The following is a 24,922-nucleotide window of genomic DNA, read 5'->3' on the forward strand; positions in this document are numbered from 1 at the left end:
CCTTGACAAGAGTGTATTAATGGAATGCAATATATTGCATACCTAGTGTGTTTTACTCTAAAGTTCAAGGACGTCATGGCAATCTCAGATTTCGAGCGTTATCCCCTGACTTTTGGCCCCAGTCCCATCCATGACCTGCCACGCTTAAGTGAGCACCTGGGCGGGGCAAAAATCTGGGCAAAACGCGAGGATGTGAACAGTGGCCTGGCTTTTGGCGGCAACAAAACACGCAAACTGGAATACATCGTCCCGGACGCCATCGCCCAAGGCGCTGACACTTTGGTGTCCATTGGCGGCTACCAGTCCAACCACACCCGCCAAGTAGCTGCCGTTGCCGCCAAACTCGGGATGAAAGCCCGGCTCGTGCAGGAAAACTGGGTGGACTGGCCTGACCCACTCAGTGATCGTGTGGGCAATATCCAGCTAAGCCGCATCATGGGTGCTGAGGTCCACCTCGACTCCGCGGGCTTTGACATTGGCATTCGCAACAGCTGGGAGCAGGCCATCAAAGATGTGCAAGACGCTGGCGGCAAGCCCTATCCCATTCCCGCTGGAGCCTCGGAGCACCACCTAGGCGGACTTGGTTTCGCGAACTGGGCCTACGAGGTTGAAAAACAGGAACAGGAACTTGGCATCTTTTTCGACACCATCGTGGTCTGTACAGTGACAGGATCCACCCACGCAGGGATGATCGCGGGGTTCGCCGGACAGGACCGCCCGCGGCGAGTCATTGGCATTGACGCCTCCGCAACGATCGAAAAAACTCGTGCTCAGGTGGCAAGGATCGCCCGCCATACCGCGGCACTGATTGGCTTGGAGCGCGACATTCGCGATGATGAGATCACCGTCCTGGAAGGCTGGGCCGGTGACTACTACGGGATTCCCGTGGATTCCACCCTGGAAGCTATCCGCCTCTCCGGCACACTCGAGGGAATGATTATTGATCCCGTCTATGAGGGCAAGTCCATGGCCGGACTTATTGATCTGGTCAGTTCCAAGGACATCCCGACTACTAGCAACGTCCTCTACGCGCACCTCGGCGGACAACTGGCGCTCAACGCCTACAGCGGGCTGTTTCGCTAGGATTTTTTACTAGCGGTTGGTTAGGGCGCTTTGTTAGGGAGCTCCCCAACAGCCAGCCAGTCACCGGACGCGGTCAGCCAGCCAATGAATTTGTGGTGGCCCGCTCTTTGGTGAACAATCTCAACCCGATGTGCACTAGAGTAAATACTTGTGAGATAGATAACGCAGCCTCCGCCCCACGCCGATCGCTCCGCATTGCCTGCGGACTGCTGGATCGCGTCAGAAATGCCTGCCAATCCGCAATGTGTTAGAAGGCCGTAGTGCGCTCTTTTCCTTACAAATCCGCTAAAAAACCGAATCTGAGCTCCCCTGGCCGTTATCTTCTGTGGTTGGCTGGCGCTCAGCGTGGGACCCTCTTGATTGGCATCGTGTACGGCTCCATTTGGACTGTTTGCCAAGCGCTGACTCCCTATGTACTGGGTCAGGCGATTGACCAGGGCATTCTGCCCGGCAACTTCGCCCGCCTCTCTACCTGGGTGGGCGTATTGGTTGCGTTGACAATCGTGCAGTCCATCTCCGCTACCTTGCGTCACCGCGCAGCCGTGAGCAATTGGTTGCAGGCCGCGTACCGTTCCGCCCAAGTGGTGGGTTACAAGGTGACCCGCAGTGGAGATGCGTTGCCGCAAAAATTCTCCACGGGGGAAGTGGTCTCCACTTGTGCCTCCGATGCCATGCGCATTGGGGAAATCTTTGACGTGGCCGCGCGCTTGGCCGGTTCCGTGGTGGGCTACCTGCTGGTCTCCTATTTAGTCTTCCAATCATCGTGGCAGTTGGGCCTGGTGGTGTTATTTGGTGTGCCGCTATGCGGTGCCGCACTGATGTTCGTGATCCGGCCTTTGCAAAGGCGTCAAAAGGAACAGCGCGAGGCCGCCGGGCAGATGACTGCCCTGGGCGCGGACACCGTGACGGGTCTGCGCGTGCTGCGTGGCATTGGCGGGGAGCACATCTTCGTTCAGCGTTACAGGGAGCGTTCACGTACTACGCAGCTTGCGGGTAATAAGGTGGCGTATTCGCTGGCCGATTTGGATGCTGCGCAGGTCCTGGTGGTTGGCGTGTTCAGCGTGGCTTTCACCTGGATCGGCGCCCTGCAGGCTTTATCCGGACAAATCGACACCGGCCAGCTCGTGGCACTTTATGGATACGCGGTATTCCTGGTGTCCCCCATCCGCACCGCAGCCGATGCTGTCTCACGTTTTATTCGCGCCCAAGTGGGAGCCCGGCGAATCATTGATGTTTTGGCCACCCCTTCTGCCGTGCACGACGTCGAGACTACAGTGCCGGCCCCCTTCGCACCGAGCGCTTTGCTCGACTCGGCAACGGGGGTGGTGATTGCGCCAGGTACGCTAACCGCCGTCGTCTCCGGCGATCCTGCCCAGTCAGCGAACCTGGCCCGGCGGCTTGGCCGGTTTGAGGATGCTGTATTGCGTGAGGCGGAGGTGCGCTGGGGTGCCGAGGCGCTGCACCTGATGCCGCTGCGTGAGGTGCGCTCACGGATCGTCGTCTCTGATGCTGAGCCGCAGTTGTTCACCGGAACACTGCGGGAGGAACTGGATCCCACGGGAAAGCACACCGATGCCCAGATCATGGATGCCATTGAGGTAGCTAGTGCCCATGACGTATTTGATGGTCTGGACCACGGACTAGATGACGAAGTAACGGAGAAAGGGCGCGGTTTCTCCGGCGGGCAGCGCCAACGTTTAACTTTGGCGCGCGCAGTGCTGACGGAAGCGGAAGTGTTGGTGCTAATTGAACCGACCAGTGCTGTTGATGCGCACACCGAATCACGGATCGCCACGGCCCTGCAACGCACTCGCGGGGTACCTGAGAACACCACAGTGGTGGTCAGTGTTAGCCCGCTGCTACTGGGCGCCATGGATACTGTGGTGTTCCTGCAGGACGGGAAAATTTTAGCGCAGGGTACGCACCGGGAGCTCCTGGACACCGTTCCGGACTACCGCAAAGTGGTGATCCGCGGCGAAGGTATGGATGGCCACAGCGCCGAAGTTATGAACAATACCGGCACAAACGGTGGGGGAAACTGATGGCTGATAACAAGCTTCCTGTGGCGGATTCCGCTCAGGTCAAGGCAGAGGGTCTGCGTTTGATGAGCGCACACAAAAAGCCACTGGCCGGTGTGGTTGGGCTCTATGTTGTGTCTGCTGCGGCAGGTCTGGCCGGACCGTTCCTCTTGGGCAGGCTGGTAGACGCCATCAGCGTTGGCACAACGGCCGGGTTTATTGCCACTGTGGCGATGAGCTTGGCTGGCTTTGTGATTGTGCAGACCATACTGGCGCGATGGGCCAGGCGTAAAGGCATGGTGTTGGGGGAGAAAGTATTTGCCCAACTCCGTGAGGAATTCATGGAGCAGGTCACCTCGCTTCCGCTATCTACCGTGGAAAAGGCGGGGACCGGTGACCTTGTGTCCCGCACAACCAACGACGTTGACTCGGTCTCACACACCGTCCGCTTTGGTGTTCCACAGGTGCTGGTTTCAGTAGCAACCATTGCGCTGACGGCCACCGCAGCACTCTTGACCAGTCCACTTGTGGCCGTGGCCCTGCTGGTGGGTACACCATTGCTGATTCCCGTCACACGCTGGTACCTCAAGCGCGCCACCGCCGGATACTTGGCGGAGCGCGAAAGCTACGCGGTGCTCAATGGCGCCATCACCGAGACCATCGAGGGTGCCCGCACAGTTGACGCGCTGAGTCTTGGGCCGCACCGGCGCAACAGGATCGATGCGGCTCTAAAAAACTGCTTTGAACGTGAAAAGTACACGCTGGGATTGCGCACAATACTGTTCCCGGTGACCGAACTCGCTTTCTGGCTCCCGGTGGCTGCCGTGCTGTTGTGGGGCGGCTGGCTGTCATCCCAAGACCTTGTCACCACTGGCATGGTGGCCACGGTTGCGCTGTATGCCATGCAACTCATCGACCCCGTGGACACGCTGATCATGTGGATCGACGAGATCCAGGTGGGCGCCTCATCGTTGGCCCGCATTGTGGGCATCCGCAACGTTTCTCCGGACAGGATCGCCACGGATGCGGTGCCCACAGATGAGCAAATTATTCTCAACAACGCCCGTTACGCCTACCGTGAAGGCCACAACGTTTTGCACGGGATCGATCTCACGCTCCGTCCCGGCGAGCGTCTGGCCATGGTGGGTCCTTCTGGGGCGGGTAAGTCCACCCTTGGCCGGTTGCTGGCCGGAATCCATGGACCTACTTCCGGTTCCGTCACGGTGGGCGGGGTGCCGTTGGTTGACCGCCCGCTGGATGAATTACGTGGAGAGGTCGCCTTGGTCACCCAAGAACACCACGTGTTCGTGGGAACGCTGGCAGACAACGTCCGCTTGGGGAAGGCCGATGCAACTGACGCGCAGATCGAAAAGGCCCTCTCCGACGTCGGATCCTTATCTTGGGTGCGTGCCCTCCCCGAAGGTATTGCCACTGAAGTGGGTTCGGGATCACACACGCTGACCCCCGCTCAGGCGCAGGAACTGGCGTTGGCCCGGCTAGTGCTGGCGGATCCGCACACACTGGTGCTGGACGAGGCGACCTCGTTGATCGATCCGCAGGCCGCCCGCGATCTGGAGTTTTCACTCAGCGCCGTTTTGGCCGGACGGACTGTTGTGGCGATTGCGCACCGCCTGCATACCGCGCACGACGCCGATCGTGTGGCGGTGGTGGAAAAGGGACGAATTTCCGAGCTGGGTTCCCACGATGAACTGCTGGCGCAAGGCGGATCCTACGCTGCGTTGTGGAACTCGTGGCGGCAAGACGCGTAAGCCTGCACGTGTTGTGGGTGGGTGCGTAGTCGAGACCCATTTTTCGTCTACGCGGGGGTAGTTGATACTTTTTGCACGTGGTCTACCGGGTGCAAAAAGTATCAACTACCCCCGCGTTTGGTCGAAGTGATGCATGCTCTTCGTGGATGCGGGAAATCAAGTGCGGTGGCGGTGGTAAAATCAGCTAAGCAACCCCAAAATTTTTAGCGATACCGGTCTGAAACTTGACCGAAAGAATCGCAACAAACGGCGGCGCAACCTCGCCAGCCTGTCGCCCACTACAGCATAAAGTCTGGAATCCATGAGAAGAACTGCCCGCCAAACCCCGCCCGCCCTTGCCGATGGTGCCATGCGCATTGTTGCCCTTGGTGGTTTGGGGGAGATTGGCCGTAATATGACCGTCTTCGAATTCGCAGGAAAACTGCTGATCGTTGACTGCGGAGTTTTGTTCCCTGAAGAGCACCACCCCGGCGTCGATTTGATCCTGCCTGACTTCTCCTACTTGAAGGACAGATGGCAGGACGTGGTTGGCTTGGTGCTAACTCACGGCCACGAGGATCACATTGGCGGAGTGCCGTACCTGCTCAAGCACCGCGGGGACATCCCCGTGATCTCAGCCAAACTGACGCTGGCGTTCCTGAAGACCAAGCTGGATGAGCACCGGATCAAGGGCAAGATGATCCAGGTCAAGGAAGGCGACCGCCGCAAGTTCGGCCCGTTCGACGTTGAATTCCTGGCAGTAAACCACTCCATCCCGGACGGCCTTGCAGTTGCCATCCGCACGCCCGCCGGTTTGGTGCTGGAAACTGGTGACTTCAAGATGGACCAGTTCCCGTTGGATAAGCGCATCACTGACCTGGCCGGCTTTGCCCGCTTGGGAGAAGAAGGCGTTGACTTGTTCATGCCTGATTCCACCAACGCCGAAGTCCCTGGATTTTTGGCAGCTGAGGCTGACCTGATTCCAGCGATTGACCAGGTTATGCGCACCGCCCCGCGCCGCGTAGTGGTCTCCAGCTTCGCCAGCCACGTGCACCGCATCCAGCAGATCATCGATTCTGCGCACAAATACAACCGCAAGATAGCGTTCGTTGGCCGCTCCATGGTCCGGAACATGACCACTGCGCGCGAACTGGGATACCTGAAAATCCCGCGCGGCATGCTGGTAGAAGCCAGGGAACTGGAGAAGATGGCGCCGAACAAGGCTGTTCTGATCTGCACCGGTTCTCAGGGTGAGCCGATGGCTGCTCTGGCGCGTATGGCCAACGGCGACCACCAGATCAACCTGACAGAGGGTGACACCGTCCTGTTGGCCAGCTCATTGGTCCCGGGTAACGAATCCTCTATTTACCGGTTGATCAACGATCTCACCAAGCAGGGCGCAAATGTTATTCACAAGGGCAACGCGAAGGTTCACGTCTCTGGCCACGCCAGCGCCGGTGAACTCGTCTACTGCTACAACCTGGTCCGCCCGCGCAATGTGATGCCGGTCCACGGTGAGTACAGGCACTTGAAGGCCAACGCCGAACTTGCCATCCGCACCGGTGTTGATCCCAAGCACACTTTGATCGTTGAAGATGGCACCACGATCGACCTCAAGGACGGCGTGGCACGGGTGAGCGGTAGTGTTCCCGCCGCGTACGTCTACGTAGAAAATATGGTTGCCGGTGCCGCCACGGAGGAGTCCTTGCAGGACCGTCTCCGCTTGGGTGCAGACGGCGCTGTGACCTTATTGCTGATCGTCAATCCTGACACCGGCAGCATTGAAGAAGACCCGGAATTCTTCCCGGTTGGCTTCAACCTCACTGAGAAGGACCTGGAAAAGGCCACCGGCGTTGTGGAGAAGGCAATCTCCGGTCTCCGTGGCGAGAAGACGGGTCCAGTCGCAGAAAAGGCTATTGCCGATTCCTTGCTGCGCTGGTCGGACAGGGCGTTGCGCCGCAAGCCGGTCTACACAGTCATCATCGTGGAAGCGTAATCCGCACCACTGCAAGTTGCGTGCCGCCGTCGTTCTTCAAGAACGACGGCGGCACTTTGCTTTGCGCTGCAAACTTTGCCCTGGGTGCGGGCTAGTCTTCTGTGCGCAATTTGTCCATGTCTCTACGGTCCTTCTTAGTGGGCCGGCCGGTGCCGCGATCACGCTGCGGCAGACCAAGCGCCGGAAGGGCGGGGCGTGCGGGAGTGTGGTCGGTGAAGCAGTGCGAGGCGGCCTCGGCCCCGACGCGCTTGTTGATGAGCCTGCGGACCTCAAGGATTCTGTCGTAACCGGGTTGACGGACTCGAATAGTGTCCCCGGGAACAACTGTGTGCGCGGCCTTGGCGTTGGCGTCGTTGAGTTTTACGTGACCGGCGCGGCAGGCTGCGGTGGCCATGGAACGAGTCTTGTACGCGCGAATTGACCACAACCACGCGTCGATGCGCACCGAAGCGGGCGCGTTCTTGGGGATGCTCATAGTTCAACCACTCTATCGCGGGCACAGAATACGAAAAAAGCCGCCGTTTGGGAGATAAGCCACCCCGCGCGCGGTGGCTTATCTCCCAAACGGCGGCTTTTGCGAAAAAAGTTCAGTCCTTGTTGCTAAATGCCAAGGGACTCTCAAGGGGTGCAGCCCTGGGGACCGCAGGACTCGGCGGTTTCAGATCCTGAGTCAACCATTGTCAGCGGGTTGGCTTCCTGCCACGCCTCCTCGAGTGCTTGGCTGAACAATTCCGCCGGTTGGGCGCCGGAAATTCCGTACTTCCGATCGATCACAAAGAACGGCACACCGGTAACACCAATGGCACGTGCCTCGGCGAAGTCGTTGCGGACCTCATCGGCATACTTGCCGGTGTCCAGCGCCTCATTGATATCAACGGCGGAAAGACCCGCACGGGTGCCAATGCTCACCAGCGCCTCGCGGTCTCCGATGTCCGCACCGTGCTCAAAGTGCGCTGAGAGCAACGCTTCTTTAACAGCATCCGCCTTGCCGTGTGCGGCAGCCAAATGGAGCAGTTCGTGGGCGGAGAAACTGTTCGCCACCACAATCTCTTCAAATTTGTAGTGCAGCCCCTCGCCCTCAGCCGCATCCTTGACCTGGCCGAGCATGCCCATGAGCTGCTCGCGATCCATGCCCTTGCGCTCCACAAGGTAGTCCATCTCGGTGCCGTCATAGTGCTGAGGAAGTGTGGGGTCCAGTTGATAACTGCGCCACAGCACCTCCACCGAATCCTTGTGCGGGAATGCGTTCAGGGCGGTTTCAAAACGGCGCTTGCCAATATAGCACCACGGGCAGGCCACGTCGGAGAAAATTTCGATCTTCATATCTGCCAGAACCATGGCAGCACGCCCGTTATTCCAGCCCAAGCACGACGGCGCTTGCCGGGTTCCATGTGAACCCGCCAAACGCCGTCGTACTTATGGATACTCACTATTAAGGTTGCTTCACCGGGACCCGACGATCGGGCCTGCAGTGGCTAGCGTCCGGGAAACAACCAAACTTATGCTGCCGCCAGCTGGCGTGTTCCGCTGGAGGCCTGCTCTGGTGTTGCGTGGAGGTAGTTGGCGTAGGCGGATGTGGTCAAGAAGGCCGGAAATTCCTCGCCCATGGCAACATCGGTGAAGATTTCCAGGGCATCGTCAAAACGGTCCGCATCGAATCGGGGAAGTTTGGCGAACTCCTCTTGAACCATCTCGTGGACCCAGTCGTAGGTAATCAGTTCCCCTGTGTCTGTGATGGCCTGGCTGTTGATCCACTGCCAGATCTGAGAGCGGGAGATCTCCGCGGTGGCGGCATCCTCCATGAGGTTGTTCAGTGCAACGGCACCGTGCCCGCGCAACCAAGACTCGATGTATTGGACACCAACCCAAATGTTGTCTCGGATCCCCTGTTCGGTGATATTGCCCTGGGTGCCGGCAACGTTCAGCAGTGCCCTGTCATCAAGCTCCACATCCTCACGCAGCCGGCTGATCTGATTGGGATTCCAGCCAAGTACCTCGTCGAAGACCTCCATGGCAACAGGAACCAGGTCAGGGTGGGCAACCCAAGAGCCGTCAAAGCCGTCATTGGCTTCACGGGTCTTATCAGCGCGAACCTTGTCCATCGCGTTGGCGTTGGCTTCCGGATCGCGACGGTTGGGCACAAATGCTGCCATCCCACCGATAGCCATGGCGCCACGACGGTGGCAGGCCCTTACCAGCTGTTCGGTGTAGGCGCGCATGAACGGTGCTGTCATGGTGATTTGGTTGCGGTCAGGGAGTACAAAACGAGGCCCGCGGGTACGGAAGTTCTTGATCACTGAGAACAGGTAATCCCAGCGTCCGGCGTTCAACCCGGCAGCGTGATCACGGAGTTCGTAGAGGATCTCTTCCATTTCGAAAGCGGCCGTAATGGTCTCGATTAAAACCGTGGCACGGATGGTGCCCTGCGGGATGCCCAACAGGTCCTGGGCGTGGATGAAGATGTCATTCCACAGGCGGGCTTCCAAATGGTTTTCAATCTTTGGAAGGTAGAAGTACGGTCCCTTGCCCTGGGCGATCAAACGGTGGGCGTTGTGGAAAAAGTACAGCCCGAAGTCCACAACTCCACCAGCCATCGGCTTGGAATTGATCAGCAGGTGCTTCTCTGGCAGGTGCCATCCGCGCGGACGGACAACAATAGTGGGCAGGTCCTCCTGCGGGGCCAAACGGTATTCTTTGCCCTCGGGGCTGGTGAAATCAATGCGGCGTTCCAGCGCATCAATCAAGTTCAGCTGTCCACGGATTACGTTGCCCCAGGTAGGGGTTGAGGAGTCTTCCATGTCAGCCAGCCACACTTTAGCCCCCGAGTTCAGGGCGTTGATGGTCATCTTTTTATCAACCGGACCCGTAATCTCTACACGACGGTCTTCCAGCCCGGGTGCCGGCGGAGCTACTCGCCAGTTAGGATCTTCCCGGATAGTGGAGGTTTCGCGCAGGTAGCGAGGATCGGTGCCGCTGAGAATCTGGCGACGTCGAGTCTGGCGGGCTGCGAGCAGCTCGTGCCTGCGTGCAGTTGTTTTGCGGTTCAGTGCCGCAATGAAATCCAGAGCCTCCGGAGTCAGGATTTCATCCTGGCGGTGAATCGGCGGGGCTGTCAGTGTGATGCCGTTGAACGTAATTCCGTTCAGGCTGTTAGTCGAGTTCATGGGAATTCTCCAAGTCTGGTTCACCTATGAGGCAGCTGGGGAACAAAGCAGACCGGGTTGGACCTCTTTGCACCATCAACTGCCTCATAAATGAGAAAGGTGAAAGCTGTTAGTGGAACTGCTGGGCTTCGGTGGAACCAGCCAATGCGAGGGTGCCGCTGTTTGGGTTCAGGGCTGTCGCGACCAGATCGAAGTAGCCTGTGCCCACTTCGCGCTGGTGCTTGGTAGCGGTGTAGCCGCGTGCTTCGGAGTCGAATTCTCGCTCCTGCAGTTCGACGTATGAACTCATGCCTTCTCGGGCGTAGCCATGGGCAAGATCAAACATCGAGTAATTCAGGGAGTGGAAACCAGCCAGTGTGATGAACTGGAAGGTGTATCCCATGGCGCCAAGCTCCCGTTGGAACTTTGCGATTGTTGAGTCATCCAGGTGTTTTTTCCAGTTGAATGACGGTGAGCAGTTGTAGGCGAGCATCTGGTCAGGGAATTCGGATTTGACGGCTTCGGCAAACTTTTTCGCATGCTCCAGATCGGGGGTTCCCGTCTCCATCCAGATGAGGTCGGAGTACGGGGCGTAGGCGCGGGCCCTGGCAATGGAGGGCTCCAGACCGTTCTTGATGTGGTAGAAACCTTCTGCTGTGCGCTCGCCGGTTACGAACTGCTGATCGCGTTCATCCACATCTGAGGTGATGAGGGTGGCGGCTTCGGCATCAGTACGGGCAATGATGACTGAAGGTACGCCGGCAACGTCGGCTGCCAGGCGTGCAGCGTTCAGTGTCCGCACATGTTGGGAGGTGGGAATGAGAACCTTGCCGCCCAAATGGCCGCACTTCTTCTCGCTGGCCAACTGGTCTTCCCAGTGCACACCGGATGCGCCGGCAACGATCATGGATTTCATGAGCTCGTAGGCGTTCAACGGACCACCAAAGCCGGCTTCGGCGTCGGCCACGATCGGCACTAGCCAATCATCAACACTTTTCAGACCCTCGGAGAATTCGATCTGATCCGAGCGAAGCAACGCATTGTTGATGCGGCGCACAACCTTGGGCACCGAGTCCACCGGGTACAGGGACTGATCAGGGTAGGTATTGCCGTTTGAGTTGGCGTCAGCAGCAACCTGCCAGCCGGAGAGGTAAACGGCCTTCAGGCCAGCCTTGACCTGCTGGACTGCCTGATTTCCTGTCAGGGCACCCAGTGCGTTGGTGTAGCCACCCGGGGCGGCGTTGCGCAGCTGATCCCACAATTTTTCGGAGCCGCGACGGGCCAGGGTGTGCTCTTCTTGGACCCGGCCGCGGAGCTTAATCACATCGGCGGCAGGGTACGAGCGTTCGAGGCCGGACCAACGGGGGTTGGCTGCCCACTCGAGTTCGAGGGCTGTGGCCGCCTGTGCATTGGTCTGCTCGGGCGTCGTTGCGGGTTCGAATGCTGCAGTCATGGTGATGGCTCCTTGTTGGGGGTGTCCTTTGCCGAAGTCACGGGCTCAAACTCGTCTCTGAGGTTGTAGAACCACGTTCTTTCTTCGTGATTTCAACTATTCAGGTGTTTTCGGCCCAAAGCTAGTGGTCTTTAGTGGAAAGATTCGCATTTCTTCGCATATACTCAAGAAATGGCTAATACTGGTTGGTATGTGGGCAAAACACCGGCGCTGCGAGGCGAGGGTGCGGGTGAATTGGATATCATCTCGCTGGGCAGGAGGGTCCGCCATCTGCGCAAGAATCTGGGCATGACACTGGATGATTTGGGTGCGAAAGTAGGGACCGCCCCGTCACAACTTTCTCTCATTGAGAACGGCAAGCGGGAGCCCAAGCTAACCCTGCTGCAGCAACTAGCGGTGGCACTGGGAGTTGGGCTTGAACAGCTGCTGGGAGCGGAGCCGCCAAACCGACGGGCGGCTCTTGAAATTGAGCTGGAGCGGGCGCAGCGTGGGCCGCTCTATCAGTCGCTGGGATTACCCACAGTGCGCGTGGGTTCGCGGCTTTCCACGGAAGTTTTGGAGTCGCTTGTTGGTTTGCAGCACGAGCTGGAACGCCGCCTTGATGAGCAGTCGGCCACGCCGGAAGAAGCGCGGCGGGCCAACAATGAGTTGCGGATGGAAATGCGTGAACGCAACAACTACTACCCGGAGATTGAACGTCAAGCTCAAGACCTGTTGAAAGCTGTGGGGCACGACAGGGGCCCGTTGTCCCACCACGTGGCTGCAGACGTGGCGGAGCACCTTGGCTTTGACCTGCATTATGTGGGGGATTTGCCACATTCAACCCGGTCAGTGACGGACTTGAAGAATCGCCGAATTTATCTCACCCAGGGTCAGCGATCGGATCATGACCCCCGTTCGGTGCTGCTGCAGGCGCTGGGGCACTACGTTTTGGGGCATAAGACTCCCCGTAACTACGCAGACTTTTTACGCCAGCGCGTTTACACCAATTATTTTGCCGCTTCACTGCTAATGCCAGAACGTGCCACTGTCAGCTTCCTTAAAGAAGCCAAGGCAGCTAAAGAGTTGGCCATCGAGGACATTCGTGATGCCTTCGCTGTTTCATATGAGACGGCAGCTCACCGGTTCACTAATCTAGCCACCGAACATTTAGGCATCACCACACATTTTCAAAAAGTGCATGAATCCGGGATTATCCACAAAGCGTATGAGAATGACGACGTGAACTTCCCCGCCGATCACACAGGTGCCATCGAAGGGCAGGCGGTGTGCAGATTCTGGACCTCACGAGCCGTTTTTGACGTGCCAGATAAGTTCAGGGCCTTTAATCAGTACACCGACACAGAGGTGGGAACGTTCTGGTGCACCGCCCGGACGGAAAAGCACTCCTCGGGTGACTATTCACTGAGCATCGGGGTGCCTTATGCGCATGTGAAGTGGTTCCGTGGCCGGGAAACCACTGAGCGCTCGGCATCCAAATGCCCTGATCCTTCATGCTGCCGTCGCCCGCCGGAGGAGCTTTCGGCTGAATGGGCGGGGCTTGCTTGGCCGTCAACGCGCGCCAACTCACACTTGCTGGCAGCCATGCCCCAGGGAGCGTTTCCAGGCGTTGATGAGACTGAAGTGTACAAATTTCTGCAGGCCCACCAAGGGAGGTAAAACGGGCTAGCTAAGGGGCAAGGCGCAATATGTTCCACTGATTTTCCTCTGACGTTCACTTGGTCTAGGGTCCCTATCCGGCAGCGCCGCATAGCGTGAAGGTGTCAAGGGCAATAAGGCTCCCAAACGTGAGGAACTTTCATGAGCACGCAACAATTCCCCGTCGTATTGACCACTGAAGGCGCCGCCGCCGATAACGAAGATGTTGTTGGCGACAACGTTTCAGTGGTGAACGAGATGTACTTGGCGCTGTTGAACGCCGATGAGATCGCACCCAATGCCTTGCGCAGCTACTTCGTAGACTTTTACCTCACCGCGGCGCTCGACGGCGGATTCGCCCAGTATGTTTTCATGACACCAGACCGAGAAGAGCTCGATGGCTACATCCGGGAAGGGCTGGAAGGCATGGGGGCGAAAGGGCATCTGGAACTTTTCAACCGTACCGCGGCACTTTATGAACTCCTCTCCGAAGCCGATACTGCCGCTTACCTTGAAGATGAAGTAGATCAAAGCGCTGACCGCTCTGATGGTGTTGCAGCGCTTGAAGCCCTTGATAGTGAATTTGAAGAACTGCTGGAAACCGAGGACGTCACTGGTCTGAACGCGCAGTGGCTGCGCGGTCAGGATGGGCTGCTGATACTGAACGCCGACGATCTGAGGGCTCACATCGAAGCCCGCGTTGGCACTGTGACAGACCTTGAAGAGCGTCGAATGGAAGCTGAACTAGAGGATGCCCCCGAGTTTGAGCTGATCATTCGTGAACTTTGTGAGCTGGCAGGCCACACCTTGGAGAAGATCATCATGGGAGATCCTCACTACGCCCGCAACGGCGACACCGTTTTAGCCTGGCACTTCAGGACTAACAAGGGCGATTTTATTATGCTCGACGACGACATCGAGGCTGTCATGATTGATCCTGCAACGAGGCAGACCCTTGCAACTGTTGAGTTTGACCCGGCAGACCTCGCCTAAGGCTGGCACGCAAGGGGATTTTTTCGAAAAAAGGGAAAGCCGTCGCGATGTAATAAAGTCAACGGATGGAAGATCTCAAATTCACGCACACAACCGCCATCAAAAATGCGTGGGCGGCTATGCCCTTTGCTCCCGGCATCTACAAGTGTTATCTCACCGGTGCCATGCCGAAGGGTATGAGCTGGCCTGCTGAATTGAGCCCGCTCAAACGTGGAGACCTGATATATGTGGGACGAGCCACGAACTTGCGCAGCCGTGCCCGGCACCACAATGTGCAGACATCTAAGTCCACTTTTCGCCGTTCGTTGGCGGCGCTTCTGGGACTGCAGGCGCAATGGCATGGAAAGTCAGCGCACCCACGGCTGACAGATGCTGACGAAGAGGTCCTGAGTAATTGGATGGTGGGTAACCTGGGGATGTCATTCTGCGTTGTTGAGGACTTGGAGCGCCTCGCCAGTCTTGAGGATGCTATGCGCGTGGAGCTGTGCCCACCCTTGAATCGTGATGGCAGCACCCCGGTTCAGTTGCACGTTTCAGCCGTTGCTAGCGCCGGACAACGGGGGGCCCTTCGCGACAAGGGCTGAACCTCTTGACCCTGAATCTCTTGACCCTGGCGCCAATCTCCCGAATGCTGGCAGGTACCGGCAAGCAGCCGGTCCAGCAAGGGGCCCGCGCCGAGGATGAAACGTTCGGTGCCGCACTGAAGACGGGTGTTCCGCAGCTTCTGGAGACGGCGGCCGCCCACGCAGCACATCCTCAGCCATGGTGTGTCTCGGATAGTGGTCGGCGATCACGCCCATCCCAATGGCCAGCACGTTGATCACCCCAAACAAGGCCATCACCTCCGGAATCTTCATGTGGCAGGGTTGCGTGATCTGTCGCACACAATTATGCTTAGTGTGCGCTATTAGAACGTTGTGTTCAAATAGTGAACATCTTGAGGGTGGTGGTGAATGAGCCGCCCCAGTGCAACGAGGAGAACCCTGTGCAATTCCACCACCACGGATACGTTTCCGGTGACCCGCGCATTCACGAGGCAACAGGGACCGGGATCGACCGCCCTGAAGAGCTGCCCGAGCAAGTGGATGTTTTGATTGTCGGATCGGGTCCGGCCGGCATGCTCACCGCCGCCCAGCTTTCCCAGTTCCCCGACATCACCACGCGGATCGTGGAGCGCCGGGGAGGCCGTCTGGAGATTGGCCAGGCGGACGGCATTCAGGCTCGCAGTGTGGAAACGTTCCAGGCTTTTGGCTTTGCCGAGCGGATCATCGCCGAGGCGTACCACATCACGGAGATGGCGTTCTGGCGCCCGGACACGAAGGATGCCACACGCATTGTGCGGGGTGGCCGCGCTGTAGACGATGCAACAGGGATCAGCGAATTCCCGCACCTGATAGTGAACCAGGCCCGCGTGCTTGACTACTTTGCCGAAGTTGCACAAAACTCACCCGCCCGCCTGACACCCGACTACGGCTGGGACTTCCAAACGCTTGAGGTTGCCGATGAGGGCGAGTACCCCGTCAAGGTTACCCTCGTCCGCAGCGCCGGCCCGAACGAAGGATCCGTTCAGGTGGTGCACGCCAAGTACGTCGTCGGCTGCGACGGGGCCCGCAGCAAGGTCCGCGCGTCGATCGGTGCCACCATGGCAGGAGACAAGTCCAACCACGCATGGGGCGTCATGGACATTTTGGCCAGCACGGACTTTCCGGACATCCGGACCAAATGCGCCATCCAGTCCCACACTGGCGGAAGCATCCTTCTGATCCCGCGCGAAGGAGGCTACCTGTTCCGTATGTACGTGGACCTCGGGGTTGTGCCCGAAGATGACAACGGTGCCGTGCGCAACACCAGCATGGAGGCGATCATCTCCAAGGCCAACGAAATCCTCCACCCCTACACCCTGGACGTGCGCCACGTTGCGTGGAACAGCGTGTACGAGGTGGGACACCGCCTGACGGACCGCTTTGATGACGTCCTCTTGGAGGACATAGGGAGGCGCACCCCGCGTGTCTTCATCACCGGAGACGGCTGCCACACGCACAGTGCCAAGGCCGGTCAGGGCATGAACGTCTCCATGCAGGACGGCTTCAACCTCGGGTGGAAACTCGCTCACGTCCTCGACGGGCGCAGCCCCGAGACCCTGCTGTCCACATACTCGGCTGAGCGTCAGGTGGTGGCCAAGAACCTCATCGACTTCGATAAGGAATGGTCAGCGCTGATGGCCAAGAAGCCCGAGGAGTTCCAGGATCCAGCGGAGTTGGAGGACTACTACGTGCGCACGGCCGAATTTCCGGCTGGGTTCATGACCGAATATGCGCCGTCGCTGATTACCGCTGATTCCGTGCACCAACATCTTGCCGTCGGTTTCCCGGTGGGCAAGCGCTTTAAATCCACATACGCTTCACGCATCTGTGACACGAACGCGATTCACCTTGGCCACCACGCCACAGCAGATGGCCGTTGGCGCATCTACGTCTTTGCCGACCCGGCCCTGCCAGGAACCGGCTCACCGACCGACGCCCTGGCGCAATGGCTCTCCACGGCGCCGGATTCACCCCTTGCGGTAACACCGGCAGGGCTCGACGCCGATGCCTGGTTTGATGTGAAGGTCATCTACCAGCACAAACATGAAGACCTCGACATCAACGCCGTTCCAGCTGCGTTCAAACCGCTCGTGGGACCATTCCAGCTCACCGATTACGAGAAGGCCTATGGGATCATCCCCGGCAACGACATCTTTGATGTGCGCGAGATTGACCGCACCGGTGCCGTCGTCGTGGTGCGCCCGGACCAGTACGTGGCCAACATCCTGCCGTTGACCGCCACTGCCGAGTTGGGCACATTCTTCGCGCAGATCCATTCGGGCCAGCGCGTTTAGCAGGGCGGTGTTTCGTTAAGGGCAAAAGCTGTGAAGAGGTGCTCGGGCATCCTGCATCACGCCCCGCCCAGCGCCTTGGCGTCCAACCACCCGCGGAGGATGTTTTCCTCCCCGCTGCCAGTGGTGGCCAGTCGTAGAAGGGGGATGTGGTACACGGCGCAGATCGCATCCTTGTGAGCGTCCCGCGCCAGCTGGATGGGATCGTTTTCATGGAAGGCGAACCCGTCGACTTCAATTGCGAAGGCTGGCCGGTTGGTGATTCGGTTGTAAACCACAAAGTCCAGAGTTGTTGTGCGGTGCCTGAGGTACGCTGCCTGCTCGGGAGTGAGTTTTGTGAGATCTGGAAGCAGGTTGTGCAGAACGACCTGATCCACCACCGTGAAATCGACGTACGCTCGCTCCTGAAGGATTTCATGGAGCAACGTCCAGATAATGTTCTCGGAGGCGAATTCCGTCCTGTGCTTCAACCGAGCTGCCAGCGGTGCCAGGCGTGGTGAGTATTCTTTGTACAGCAGGTCAAAAACGGACACGATGTTGCTCTCGAGCACTTCCTGGTCCGGATCTTGGTATTGGATGTAGTCAATGAGGTCCCGCAGGTTGCGGCTCTTGGGAAGCATGCCGTGATTAGTGACAAGTACGAACTGCTTCGAGGCCCGCGATACGGCTACATTGATCAAATGGGGGTCGTCGACGAAGGCTACGCCTTTCCGGCCTAGAGCCGTCTCATCCAGGACTGTGCTCATAATGACCACTTCCTTTTCGCGGCCTTGGAACTTGTGGACCGTGTCCGCCTGGATGCTTGTAAGTTGTTCTGTGAATTTGCCAGCCTGGATCCGATAGGGCGTTGCAATGCCGATAGTTTTCTTGTCAGTGTCAGCGAACTGCCCTTCGATGACTTCCTGAACGACTACGTCGATCTCTCGTTGATTGGACCGGCCACCGTCGAGGTGTTCCCGCATGTGATTCCCTGCGGCGGTGCGCACGATCCGCAGGGGGCGCATTTCAGGTCTGTGAGCTGTGAAAGGCACGAGCTGCCCGTCATAATACTTCTTGTTGCAGAAACCGATGATGGCCGGATCGCAGCGGTAGTGTTCTCGTAGCATTGTCCGGGGAAGGGCTTCGCCGTGAAGTGCAATTACGGAGGACAGGATGTTGTGTCGCTGGTAGTCGTAGGCGGGTGCTGGTGCCGGGCTCGCAGCATCGCCTGCAGCCTTATGGGCAATGTGCTGCAGTTGGTGCAGATCGCCCACGACGATCACGTTTCGGGCACTTTTTAGTACCAATCCGGCGGCTAGCAGGTTCACCTGGGAGGACTCGTCGATGATTAGGTAATCCAGCAGATATCCGTCAGGGAGACTGAGCCCCAGTGAGTGGCAGGTGCTGAGGATTACAGGGTAGTCATGTGTGAACGCAGAAAAATCCTGTTTGTATGTCTCCAGCGCGTATTTTTTCGGCATGGACTGGCCGTACCGCTGCTGGAGTCCGGCACGCAGCGCCTGAATTGAGAGTTGCCGGTGTTCCTTGGCAAGCTGGGCACTGCTGGCCTGCTCTAGGGTTTGTTCCAACTTTTTGATCTCGCGTTGCAGCTCGCTGATCTTGTTGTCGTAGTAGGCGCGCTGAAGGTGCAGCAGCGTGTCCGTGTCGGTGGGGTCAAGTTTCCCAGTGGGACCGTATCGGAAGTATCCCCTGATCGCTCGCGCCCAGCGTCGGAGCGGATTCTCGCCTGCACGCCACTGTGCGGTCTCGGCCAGATAGTCCAAGATTGTTCCCGACGATGAATGCAGCAGCGGGAGATTTTCCAGTTCGGCTGGCTCGTGGCGCTGCAGGTACTTGCTGAAATGGCGCTGTTCGAGCAGGTAGGCATCGTGCTCCTGCCGCAACTGGGCCAACTGCAACTCCATCTGCTGCAAAAGTTGCAGACGTTCGTCGACGTTGCTGAGCTGTTCCTCGGGCGGCAGTGCCGTCACCGAACTCTCGATCAAGCCGCTGACTTTCTCATTTCTCGAGGATTGCCGGGCGAAGAACTCCACCTTTTTTTCACGGCTGCCCAACCCGGCGACCACATAGCCGAACCCTTCCTCCTCGAGTTTTTCGCGGACATTGTCCACGGCTGAGTTATTGAATGACACAATGCCGACAGTAGCGCCGGGGGTGGCAATGATATTGGCGATGAGGTTCAAAATGGTTTGAGTTTTCCCGGTGCCGGGAGGCCCATCGATCACCGAGATGGGGTGACTGAGGCACGTCGTGACGGCCTCGCGCTGGCTGAGGTTTGCTGAGAACGGGAAGATCAGGGGCTGGGTGATGGTGGAGCGTTCGATGGGCACGGCGTTGACGTATGCGGCCAAGGCGCTCTCCGCGTCCACAAACCCAAGCTTCCCGAAGGGAAACCGGAGCGGATCCTGCGCGTCCAGCCCGGACACGATGCGGCGCCAATAGTCCAGGACACCTGATGCACGGGATGACTGCGCTGCATCCTGGTGGAAACTGACCTCTTCTGCAGCGTAGTTCTGGTAGACGTCCTCTCCAGCGCTGACGAAGAAGATCCGCCACCACGGCCCGCGCGGACCTTGGAAGCGCCGCGCTTCGGTTGCAGTGCTCCGCATGGCTCCGTGAATTTGGACCCGGGTACCGGTGGTGAGCGGGACCACTTTTGGATTGTGCAAGATAACGACCCGCTCGGAGCCGTAACCGTACTCTTTTTCCCCACCCCCGACCTGCATCGTGACGTAAGTACGGGACCGGTCCACTCGGTACGCTAGAACGTTTTGGGTTTTGTCCTGGAACAACGTCCCGTCGCGGGAATAGATCAAGATGGCTTGGCTACGCGGGTCAATCACGGCATGGGCTCCTTGGCTGGCTTAACCTAGGTCCACAACCTCAAACTCCAGCAAGTCCATGCCGCTTGCAACGGGGGATTGGGCGGCGTGGTCGTGACCGGCCCGCAGGGCACGCCAGTTCTCGAAGTCTTCTCGCGTGGCCCACTGCGTGTAGACGAAGTAGCGGTCCTCACCGGAGACGGGGCGCAGCAGTTTGAAACCCTCGAAACCCGGGGAGCCGTCCACCGAGTGCTTGCGCGCAGCGAATCGCGCTTCCAGTTCGGATCCTGCCTCAACGGGAACCTTGAGGGCGTTAATGACAACGATGGACACTTGTGCTCCTTCCGGGCCCGGATTCACCGGGCGCCTTGACTTTCCACGCTACCGCAATAAGACCCTCGGCATACACGCCGGAGGCTTCTTTGGCTGACTCTTACATAACCTTTTTTGAACTGTATGTTGTTGGCTCATGCGTAGGCGGCCGGGGTGGTGGTGTATTCCGCGATGCCCTCGCTGCCGCTCTCCCGGCCCCGGCCCGAGTGCTTGACGCCACCAAAGGGCGCGGAAGCGTTGGAGATCAAGGCGGCGTTGCGCCATTGCCTGCTGATGAGTAAGCCAGTGGGGACGGAGGCGAGCAGTTCCGCTTCGCGGCCAATTGCTGGTTGTCGTAAAAACCCCTTTTGGGCCCACGCGCCCGAGGGACCCGCCGCGAGCTTGCGAGCGGGTGTGGAGATTAGTAGCTCGTGGCCGGGCCGGAGTCGACGGCCGGTACGTATTTGCTGGCCAGGGCTTCGCTGCCGCGGGCCAGCAGGGCTACATCGGCGCCGGTGAGGATGAAATCCACCCCGGCATCCAAATATCGGCTGGCAGTGGCTTCGCCGAAGGCATTCACGCCAACCGGCTTTCCGGCCGCCTTGGCCAGGGTGATGCAATGTTCCACGGCGGCCACCACGTCAGGGTGTTCCTGCTGCCCCAGCACCCCCATCGAAGCTGCGAGATCGGATGGGCCGATGAACACGGCGTCGACCCCGTCCACGGCCATGATCGACTCGATATTCCCCACGGCCTCGGAGGACTCGATCTGGACCAAGACGGTGACGGTGTCCGATGCCCGAGCCAGATAGTCCGGGACGCGGTTCCACCGTGCCGAACGGGCCAGGGCCGAGCCGACACCGCGCACACCTTGCGGGGGGTAGCGGGTAGCGGCAACCGCAGCCCGGGCGTCGTCGGCCGTGTGGACCATGGGGATCAGCAGCGACTGGGCGCCCAAATCCAGATACTGCTTGATGATCACGGTGTCATTGACGGGCGGACGCACCACGGCCGTGACCGGATACCCGCTGACGGCCTGGAGTTGAGCCAGGATGCCCTCGAGCCCGTTGGGGCTGTGCTCGGCGTCCACCAACAGCCAATCAAGGCCGGCACCGGCGCAAATTTCCGCCACGAGCGGGCTGCCGGAGCACACCCACATGCCCGCCAGCGGCCGGCCGGCTGCTGCCAGAGCGTCCTTGAAAGACGGGGTAAGGCTCACTCGAAGCGGCATGTGATGGTCCCCAGCTTTCCGTAGTCGGCAAAAACGGTGTCCCCGGCATTGACCCACATGGGCCGCGTGAAGGAGCCGGCGAGGATGAGCTCGCCCGCTTTGAGCCCGTCCCCGTGCGGGGCGATCTTGTTGGCCAGCCACGACACACCCTGGGCCGGATGGTTCAGCACGCCGGCCGCGACGCCTGTTTCCTCAACAGCCTGGTTTTTGTACAGGATGGCGGCTACCCAGCGCAGGTCCACGTCGTCGGGCCGCACCGGGATGCCACCCACCACCATGGCGCCCATGGCGGCGTTGTCACTGATGGTGTCCACAATGGTCCGGCCCTCCATCTCAATCCGGGAATCCAGGATCTCCAGGGCAGGCACCACGTATTCAGTGGCACGCAGCACGTCAAAGATCGTGACGTTGGGCCCCTCCACGTCTTCCTTGAGCAGGAACGCCAGCTCCACCTCAACGCGCGGGTGCGAATATTGTGACCACTCCACGGTGCAGCCGTTCTCCAGGATCATGTCCTTGAAAATGACCCCGTAGTCCGGTTCGGTGATGCCGGTGGCGTACTGCATGGCCTTGGACGTCAGGCCAATCTTGTGCCCGCCCAGCACGCGCCCGGCAGCCTCGCCGCGTTCGCGCCACAACCTTTGGACACGGTAGGAATCCTCCACCGTCATCTCCGGGTAGCGCTGGGTCAACCGGGGTACCGGGACCCGGCTTGTACCGGCCTCCACAAGTTCGTCGGCAATGCCGGCAATAGTTGCATCATCGAGCATGGTGTATCTCCTAACGTTTGAAGGGCTGAACCCGAGTGTAGTGAGTCGATCGACGGGAGCCGGGTGAGGCATGGCACCGGAATCTATCGGGCGTCCGCGGGGGGCCCCCGGAAGCGAGGGGACCACCGCGAGCTTGCGAGCGTTGGGAGCTTCCGGGGACGGGCGGGGGCCATCGCCTGACCGGCAAAGGTATTTGTTTGTTAGAGCTGGGTGCCCAACTTGAACCCGCGTTCCTCGCCCGGTTCGCGGGTGTAAGAGAAGCCGTCAGCGCCCACCGTGACGGCCATTTCGGAAGTGTCGGTGCGCTTGATGACCGGCTGCGGATTGCCGTCCAGGTCCAGGACCAGGGAGGCTTCGGTGTACCAGGATGGGACCACGGCGTTGCCCCACCAGTCGCGGCGCTGGTTGTCATGGACATCCCATGTGATGGTGGGGTTGTCCGGGTCACCGGTGTAGTAGTCCTGAGTGTAGATCTCCACACGGTGGTCATCCGGGTCAAGGATGTACAGGTAGAACGCGTTGGAGACGCCGTGGCGGCCGGGGCCGCGTTCGATCCGGTCGGAAATGCGCAGCGCACCCATCTTGTCGCAGATCTGGATGATGTTGTGCTTCTCATGCGTGGCGAAGGCAACGTGGTGCATGCGGGGTCCGTCGCCGCCCGTCAGGGCCGTGTCATGGACGGTCTGCTTGCGGTGCATCCAGGCGGCGTAGGTGACGCCGTCGGAGTCCTTGATGTCCTCGGAGACGCGGAAGCCCAGGTCCTCTAAGTACTTGCGCCCGCGCGGCACATCGGGGGTGACCTGGTTGAAGTGGTCCAGCCGGACCAGTTCGCCGGCGGAGTACAGGTCATAGCGTTGGGTGAGGCGCTCCACATGTTCGGTCTCGTAGAAGAACTCGTAGGGGAAGCCCAGTGGGTCCTCAACGCGGACGGAGTCGCCAATGCCCTTGGTGAAGCCGTCCTTGCGGCGCTCGGTGCGGCAGCCCATCTCCTTGTAATAGGTTTCGGCGGCGTCTACCTCGGCAGGGGACTTCACCCGGTAGGCGAAAGCGGCGACGGCGGCGAGGGGGCCCTTGCGCAACACCAGGTTGTGGTGGATGAACTCCTCCAGGGAGCGCAAGTAGATGGTGTTCTCGTCTTCTTCAGTGACGTGCAGACCCAGCACGTCCACGTAGAACTCGCGGGACTTGGCCAGGTCGGTGACCACGAGTTCCATGTAAGCGCAGCGGACAATATCCGGTGCCGGGGCGGTGGGGGTTGGGACAAAGTTGGTCATGATTTACTCCTCGTTGAGTGGGGGATGCCTGATGCGAGATGCTGGTGGGAGGTGCTTATTCGCTGGCGGAGGCACCGAATTTTGGGGTGTGGACAGCACCGAGCGTGATGTGCACGGCCTGCTGATCGGTGTAGAAGTCGATGGAGCGGAAGCCGCCCTCATGACCCAATCCTGATGCCTTGACCCCGCCGAACGGGGTACGCAGATCACGCACGTTGTGACTGTTCAGCCAGACCATGCCGGCCTCGACGTTCTGGGCGAAGTTGTGGGCACGGGTCAGGTTCTGCGTCCAAATGTAGGCGGCGAGCCCGTACTTGACGCCGTTGGCCAACTCCAGGGCCTCTTCGTCGGTGTCGAAGGGGGTGATGGCGACAACGGGGCCGAAGATTTCCTCCTGGAAGATCCGTGCCTCGGGTTTCACATCGGCAAAGACGGTGGGGGCCACGTAGTTGCCGTGCTCCAGCCCCTCTGGGCGCCCGCCGCCAGCCAGCAGTCGGCCCTCTGACTTGCCAATGTCAACGTAAGACATGACCTTGTTGTAGTGCTCGGGGTGGACCAGGGCGCCCACCTCGGTCTTGGGGTCGTGCGGGTCACCGACCACGATGTTCTTGGCACGTGCGGCGTATTTTTCACAGAATTCGTCGTAGATGGAACGCTCCACCAGAATGCGTGAGCCAGCCGTGCAGCGCTCGCCGTTAAGGGAGAAAACGCCGAACAGTGCGGAGTCGATCGCGGCGTCGAAGTCAGCGTCGGCAAACACCACGCACGGGCTCTTGCCGCCCAGTTCCATGGACAGGCCTTTCAAGTTCGTGGCGGCGTTGCGGAAGATGGTTTGGCCGGTGGTGGTTTCGCCGGTGAAGGAGATCAGCGGGACGTCGGGGTGCTTGACGAGTGCGTCTCCTGCTTCTTCGCCGAGGCCGTTGACCAGGTTGAACACACCCTGGGGGAGTCCGGCTTCGTCGAAGATTCCGGCCCACAGTGAGGCGGAGAGCGGGGTGAACTCAGCCGGCTTGAGCACCACGGTGCAACCGGAAGCCAGTGAGGGGGCCAGCTTCCAGGATTCGAGCATGAACGGCGTGTTCCAGGGGGTGATGAGCCCGGCAACACCGATCGGCTTGCGGTTCACATAGTTGATCTGGGAGCCGGGGACCTTCATGGCGTCGTCGAACTGGGCCACGATCAAGTCGGCAAAGAAGCGGAAGTTCTCTGCGGCGCGCATGGCCTGGCCGCGTGCCTGGGTGATGGGCAGGCCGGAGTCAAAGCTCTCCAGCTCGGCCAAACGAGCTTCCTGGGCTTCCACGGCGTCGGCGATCTTGTTCAGGATGCGTGAACGCTCGCGCGGCTTCATGCGCGGCCACGGCCCGTCGTTGAAGGCCCTGGTTGCGGCGGCCACGGCCAGGTCGATGTCTTCCTTCTGGCCAGCGGCAGCGGTGGCGTAGTTGGTGTTCGAGACGGGGTTCAGGACGTCAAACGTTGCACCGTTGACGGAATCGACGAACTTTCCGTCAATGTAGTGCTGAATGCGGGTGGGAAGGTTTTCCGGGACGTAGTGATCAGCCATTGAGT

At 59.5% G+C, this 24,922-nt stretch carries 18 protein-coding genes and 1 pseudogene; 8 read left to right on the plus strand and 11 right to left on the minus strand.

The genetic code is table 11. From position 1 onward, the window contains the following. Nucleotides 1-75 precede the first annotated feature (75 nt). From QMG40_RS12040 to QMG40_RS12055, 4 genes are all read left to right on the plus strand, one after another. Entirely contained in the window at nucleotides 76-1,083 is a 1,008-nt protein-coding gene (locus QMG40_RS12040; RefSeq protein WP_283531299.1) for a 1-aminocyclopropane-1-carboxylate deaminase, read from the plus strand. 260 nt (nucleotides 1,084-1,343) lie between these two features. Further along, nucleotides 1,344-3,125 carry an ABC transporter ATP-binding protein gene (locus QMG40_RS12045; protein ID WP_283531300.1) on the plus strand — a complete coding sequence of 594 codons (1,782 nt, stop codon included), beginning with the start codon at nucleotides 1,344-1,346 and terminating at the stop codon, nucleotides 3,123-3,125. Continuing rightward, nucleotides 3,125-4,870, plus strand: coding sequence for an ABC transporter ATP-binding protein (locus QMG40_RS12050; RefSeq protein WP_283531301.1), 1,746 nt, complete (start codon nucleotides 3,125-3,127; stop codon nucleotides 4,868-4,870). The genes QMG40_RS12045 and QMG40_RS12050 overlap by 1 nt, the downstream gene beginning before the upstream one ends. Before the next feature lie 301 nt (nucleotides 4,871-5,171). Continuing rightward, nucleotides 5,172-6,845 carry a ribonuclease J gene (locus QMG40_RS12055; RefSeq protein WP_283531302.1) on the plus strand — a complete coding sequence of 558 codons (1,674 nt, stop codon included), beginning with the start codon at nucleotides 5,172-5,174 and terminating at the stop codon, nucleotides 6,843-6,845. Nucleotides 6,846-6,936: 91 nt separating this feature from the next. Here QMG40_RS12055 and QMG40_RS12060 read toward each other — a convergent pair whose 3' ends face one another. The 4 genes from QMG40_RS12060 to aceA form a co-directional block, all read right to left on the minus strand. Continuing rightward, nucleotides 6,937-7,320, minus strand: coding sequence for an RNA-binding S4 domain-containing protein (locus tag QMG40_RS12060; RefSeq protein ID WP_283531303.1), 384 nt, complete (start codon nucleotides 7,318-7,320; stop codon nucleotides 6,937-6,939). A 143-nt stretch (nucleotides 7,321-7,463) separates the two neighbouring features. Further along, nucleotides 7,464-8,168 (minus strand): DsbA family oxidoreductase, encoded by a 705-nt coding sequence (locus QMG40_RS12065; protein ID WP_283531304.1) that lies wholly within the window; start codon nucleotides 8,166-8,168, stop codon nucleotides 7,464-7,466. A gap of 176 nt (nucleotides 8,169-8,344) precedes the next feature. Next, the gene (aceB, locus tag QMG40_RS12070; RefSeq protein WP_283531305.1) at nucleotides 8,345-10,009 is read right to left on the minus strand and encodes a malate synthase A; all 1,665 of its coding nucleotides are present in this window, start codon (nucleotides 10,007-10,009) and stop codon (nucleotides 8,345-8,347) included. Nucleotides 10,010-10,118: 109 nt separating this feature from the next. Next, the gene (gene aceA, locus QMG40_RS12075; RefSeq protein ID WP_283531306.1) at nucleotides 10,119-11,441 is read right to left on the minus strand and encodes an isocitrate lyase; all 1,323 of its coding nucleotides are present in this window, start codon (nucleotides 11,439-11,441) and stop codon (nucleotides 10,119-10,121) included. Nucleotides 11,442-11,612: 171 nt separating this feature from the next. Between aceA and QMG40_RS12080 the strand changes: the two genes are divergently transcribed. The 4 genes from QMG40_RS12080 (at nucleotide 11,613) to QMG40_RS12095 (ending at nucleotide 16,950) form a co-directional block, all read left to right on the plus strand. Continuing rightward, nucleotides 11,613-13,100, plus strand: a complete 1,488-nt coding sequence (locus tag QMG40_RS12080) for a helix-turn-helix domain-containing protein (protein ID WP_283531307.1) — start codon at nucleotides 11,613-11,615, stop codon at nucleotides 13,098-13,100. A 141-nt stretch (nucleotides 13,101-13,241) separates the two neighbouring features. Next, nucleotides 13,242-14,072, plus strand: a complete 831-nt coding sequence (locus tag QMG40_RS12085; protein WP_283531308.1) for a DMP19 family protein — start codon at nucleotides 13,242-13,244, stop codon at nucleotides 14,070-14,072. Between the two features lie 65 nt (nucleotides 14,073-14,137). Next, entirely contained in the window at nucleotides 14,138-14,656 is a 519-nt protein-coding gene (locus QMG40_RS12090) for a GIY-YIG nuclease family protein (protein ID WP_283531309.1), read from the plus strand. Nucleotides 14,657-15,057: 401 nt separating this feature from the next. Then, a complete protein-coding gene (locus QMG40_RS12095; protein ID WP_283531440.1) occupies nucleotides 15,058-16,950 on the plus strand; it encodes an FAD-binding monooxygenase in 1,893 nt (630 codons plus the stop codon). 56 nt (nucleotides 16,951-17,006) lie between these two features. Here the strand turns inward: QMG40_RS12095 and QMG40_RS12100 are convergent, their stop codons facing one another. From QMG40_RS12100 to hpaE, 7 genes and pseudogenes are all read right to left on the minus strand, one after another. Beyond that, the gene (locus QMG40_RS12100; protein WP_283531310.1) at nucleotides 17,007-19,790 is read right to left on the minus strand and encodes an AAA domain-containing protein; all 2,784 of its coding nucleotides are present in this window, start codon (nucleotides 19,788-19,790) and stop codon (nucleotides 17,007-17,009) included. A 21-nt stretch (nucleotides 19,791-19,811) separates the two neighbouring features. Beyond that, a complete protein-coding gene (locus QMG40_RS12105; RefSeq protein WP_283531311.1) occupies nucleotides 19,812-20,102 on the minus strand; it encodes an antibiotic biosynthesis monooxygenase family protein in 291 nt (96 codons plus the stop codon). 134 nt (nucleotides 20,103-20,236) lie between these two features. Further along, nucleotides 20,237-20,359 (minus strand): annotated as a pseudogene (locus QMG40_RS12110) (aldehyde dehydrogenase family protein); the annotation flags it as partial. 143 nt (nucleotides 20,360-20,502) lie between these two features. Beyond that, nucleotides 20,503-21,312: an HpcH/HpaI aldolase family protein gene (locus tag QMG40_RS12115; RefSeq protein WP_283531312.1), complete on the minus strand. Its 810-nt coding sequence runs from the start codon at nucleotides 21,310-21,312 to the stop codon at nucleotides 20,503-20,505. Continuing rightward, the gene (gene hpaH / locus QMG40_RS12120) at nucleotides 21,297-22,082 is read right to left on the minus strand and encodes a 2-oxo-hept-4-ene-1,7-dioate hydratase (protein WP_283531313.1); all 786 of its coding nucleotides are present in this window, start codon (nucleotides 22,080-22,082) and stop codon (nucleotides 21,297-21,299) included. Before hpaH ends, QMG40_RS12115 begins: the two co-directional genes overlap by 16 nt. A 200-nt stretch (nucleotides 22,083-22,282) precedes the next feature. Further along, nucleotides 22,283-23,356: a 3,4-dihydroxyphenylacetate 2,3-dioxygenase gene (gene hpaD, locus QMG40_RS12125; RefSeq protein WP_283531314.1), complete on the minus strand. Its 1,074-nt coding sequence runs from the start codon at nucleotides 23,354-23,356 to the stop codon at nucleotides 22,283-22,285. A gap of 55 nt (nucleotides 23,357-23,411) precedes the next feature. Further along, on the minus strand, nucleotides 23,412-24,917 hold the full coding sequence (gene hpaE, locus QMG40_RS12130; RefSeq protein WP_283531316.1) for a 5-carboxymethyl-2-hydroxymuconate semialdehyde dehydrogenase: 1,506 nt from the start codon (nucleotides 24,915-24,917) through the stop codon (nucleotides 23,412-23,414). Nucleotides 24,918-24,922: the final 5 nt, after the last annotated feature.

The sequence above is a fragment of the Arthrobacter antibioticus genome (assembly GCF_030063205.1).
GTDB lineage: Bacteria > Actinomycetota > Actinomycetes > Actinomycetales > Micrococcaceae > Specibacter.

What these genes read in the sequence shown, in the direction of transcription:
- QMG40_RS12040 (WP_283531299.1), top strand. Translation starts at nt 76, where the DNA reads ATGGCAATCTCAGATTTCGAGCGTTATCCCCTGACTTTTGGCCCCAGT.
- QMG40_RS12050 (WP_283531301.1), top strand. Translation starts at nt 3,125, where the DNA reads ATGGCTGATAACAAGCTTCCTGTGGCGGATTCCGCTCAGGTCAAGGCA.
- QMG40_RS12055 (WP_283531302.1), top strand. Translation starts at nt 5,172, where the DNA reads ATGAGAAGAACTGCCCGCCAAACCCCGCCCGCCCTTGCCGATGGTGCC.
- QMG40_RS12060 (WP_283531303.1), bottom strand. Translation starts at nt 7,320, where the DNA reads ATGAGCATCCCCAAGAACGCGCCCGCTTCGGTGCGCATCGACGCGTGG.
- QMG40_RS12065 (WP_283531304.1), bottom strand. Translation starts at nt 8,168, where the DNA reads ATGAAGATCGAAATTTTCTCCGACGTGGCCTGCCCGTGGTGCTATATT.
- aceB (WP_283531305.1), bottom strand. Translation starts at nt 10,009, where the DNA reads ATGAACTCGACTAACAGCCTGAACGGAATTACGTTCAACGGCATCACA.
- aceA (WP_283531306.1), bottom strand. Translation starts at nt 11,441, where the DNA reads ATGACTGCAGCATTCGAACCCGCAACGACGCCCGAGCAGACCAATGCA.
- QMG40_RS12080 (WP_283531307.1), top strand. Translation starts at nt 11,613, where the DNA reads ATGGCTAATACTGGTTGGTATGTGGGCAAAACACCGGCGCTGCGAGGC.
- QMG40_RS12085 (WP_283531308.1), top strand. Translation starts at nt 13,242, where the DNA reads ATGAGCACGCAACAATTCCCCGTCGTATTGACCACTGAAGGCGCCGCC.
- QMG40_RS12090 (WP_283531309.1), top strand. Translation starts at nt 14,138, where the DNA reads ATGGAAGATCTCAAATTCACGCACACAACCGCCATCAAAAATGCGTGG.
- QMG40_RS12115 (WP_283531312.1), bottom strand. Translation starts at nt 21,312, where the DNA reads ATGCCGCTTCGAGTGAGCCTTACCCCGTCTTTCAAGGACGCTCTGGCA.
- hpaH (WP_283531313.1), bottom strand. Translation starts at nt 22,082, where the DNA reads ATGCTCGATGATGCAACTATTGCCGGCATTGCCGACGAACTTGTGGAG.
- hpaD (WP_283531314.1), bottom strand. Translation starts at nt 23,356, where the DNA reads ATGACCAACTTTGTCCCAACCCCCACCGCCCCGGCACCGGATATTGTC.
- hpaE (WP_283531316.1), bottom strand. Translation starts at nt 24,917, where the DNA reads ATGGCTGATCACTACGTCCCGGAAAACCTTCCCACCCGCATTCAGCAC.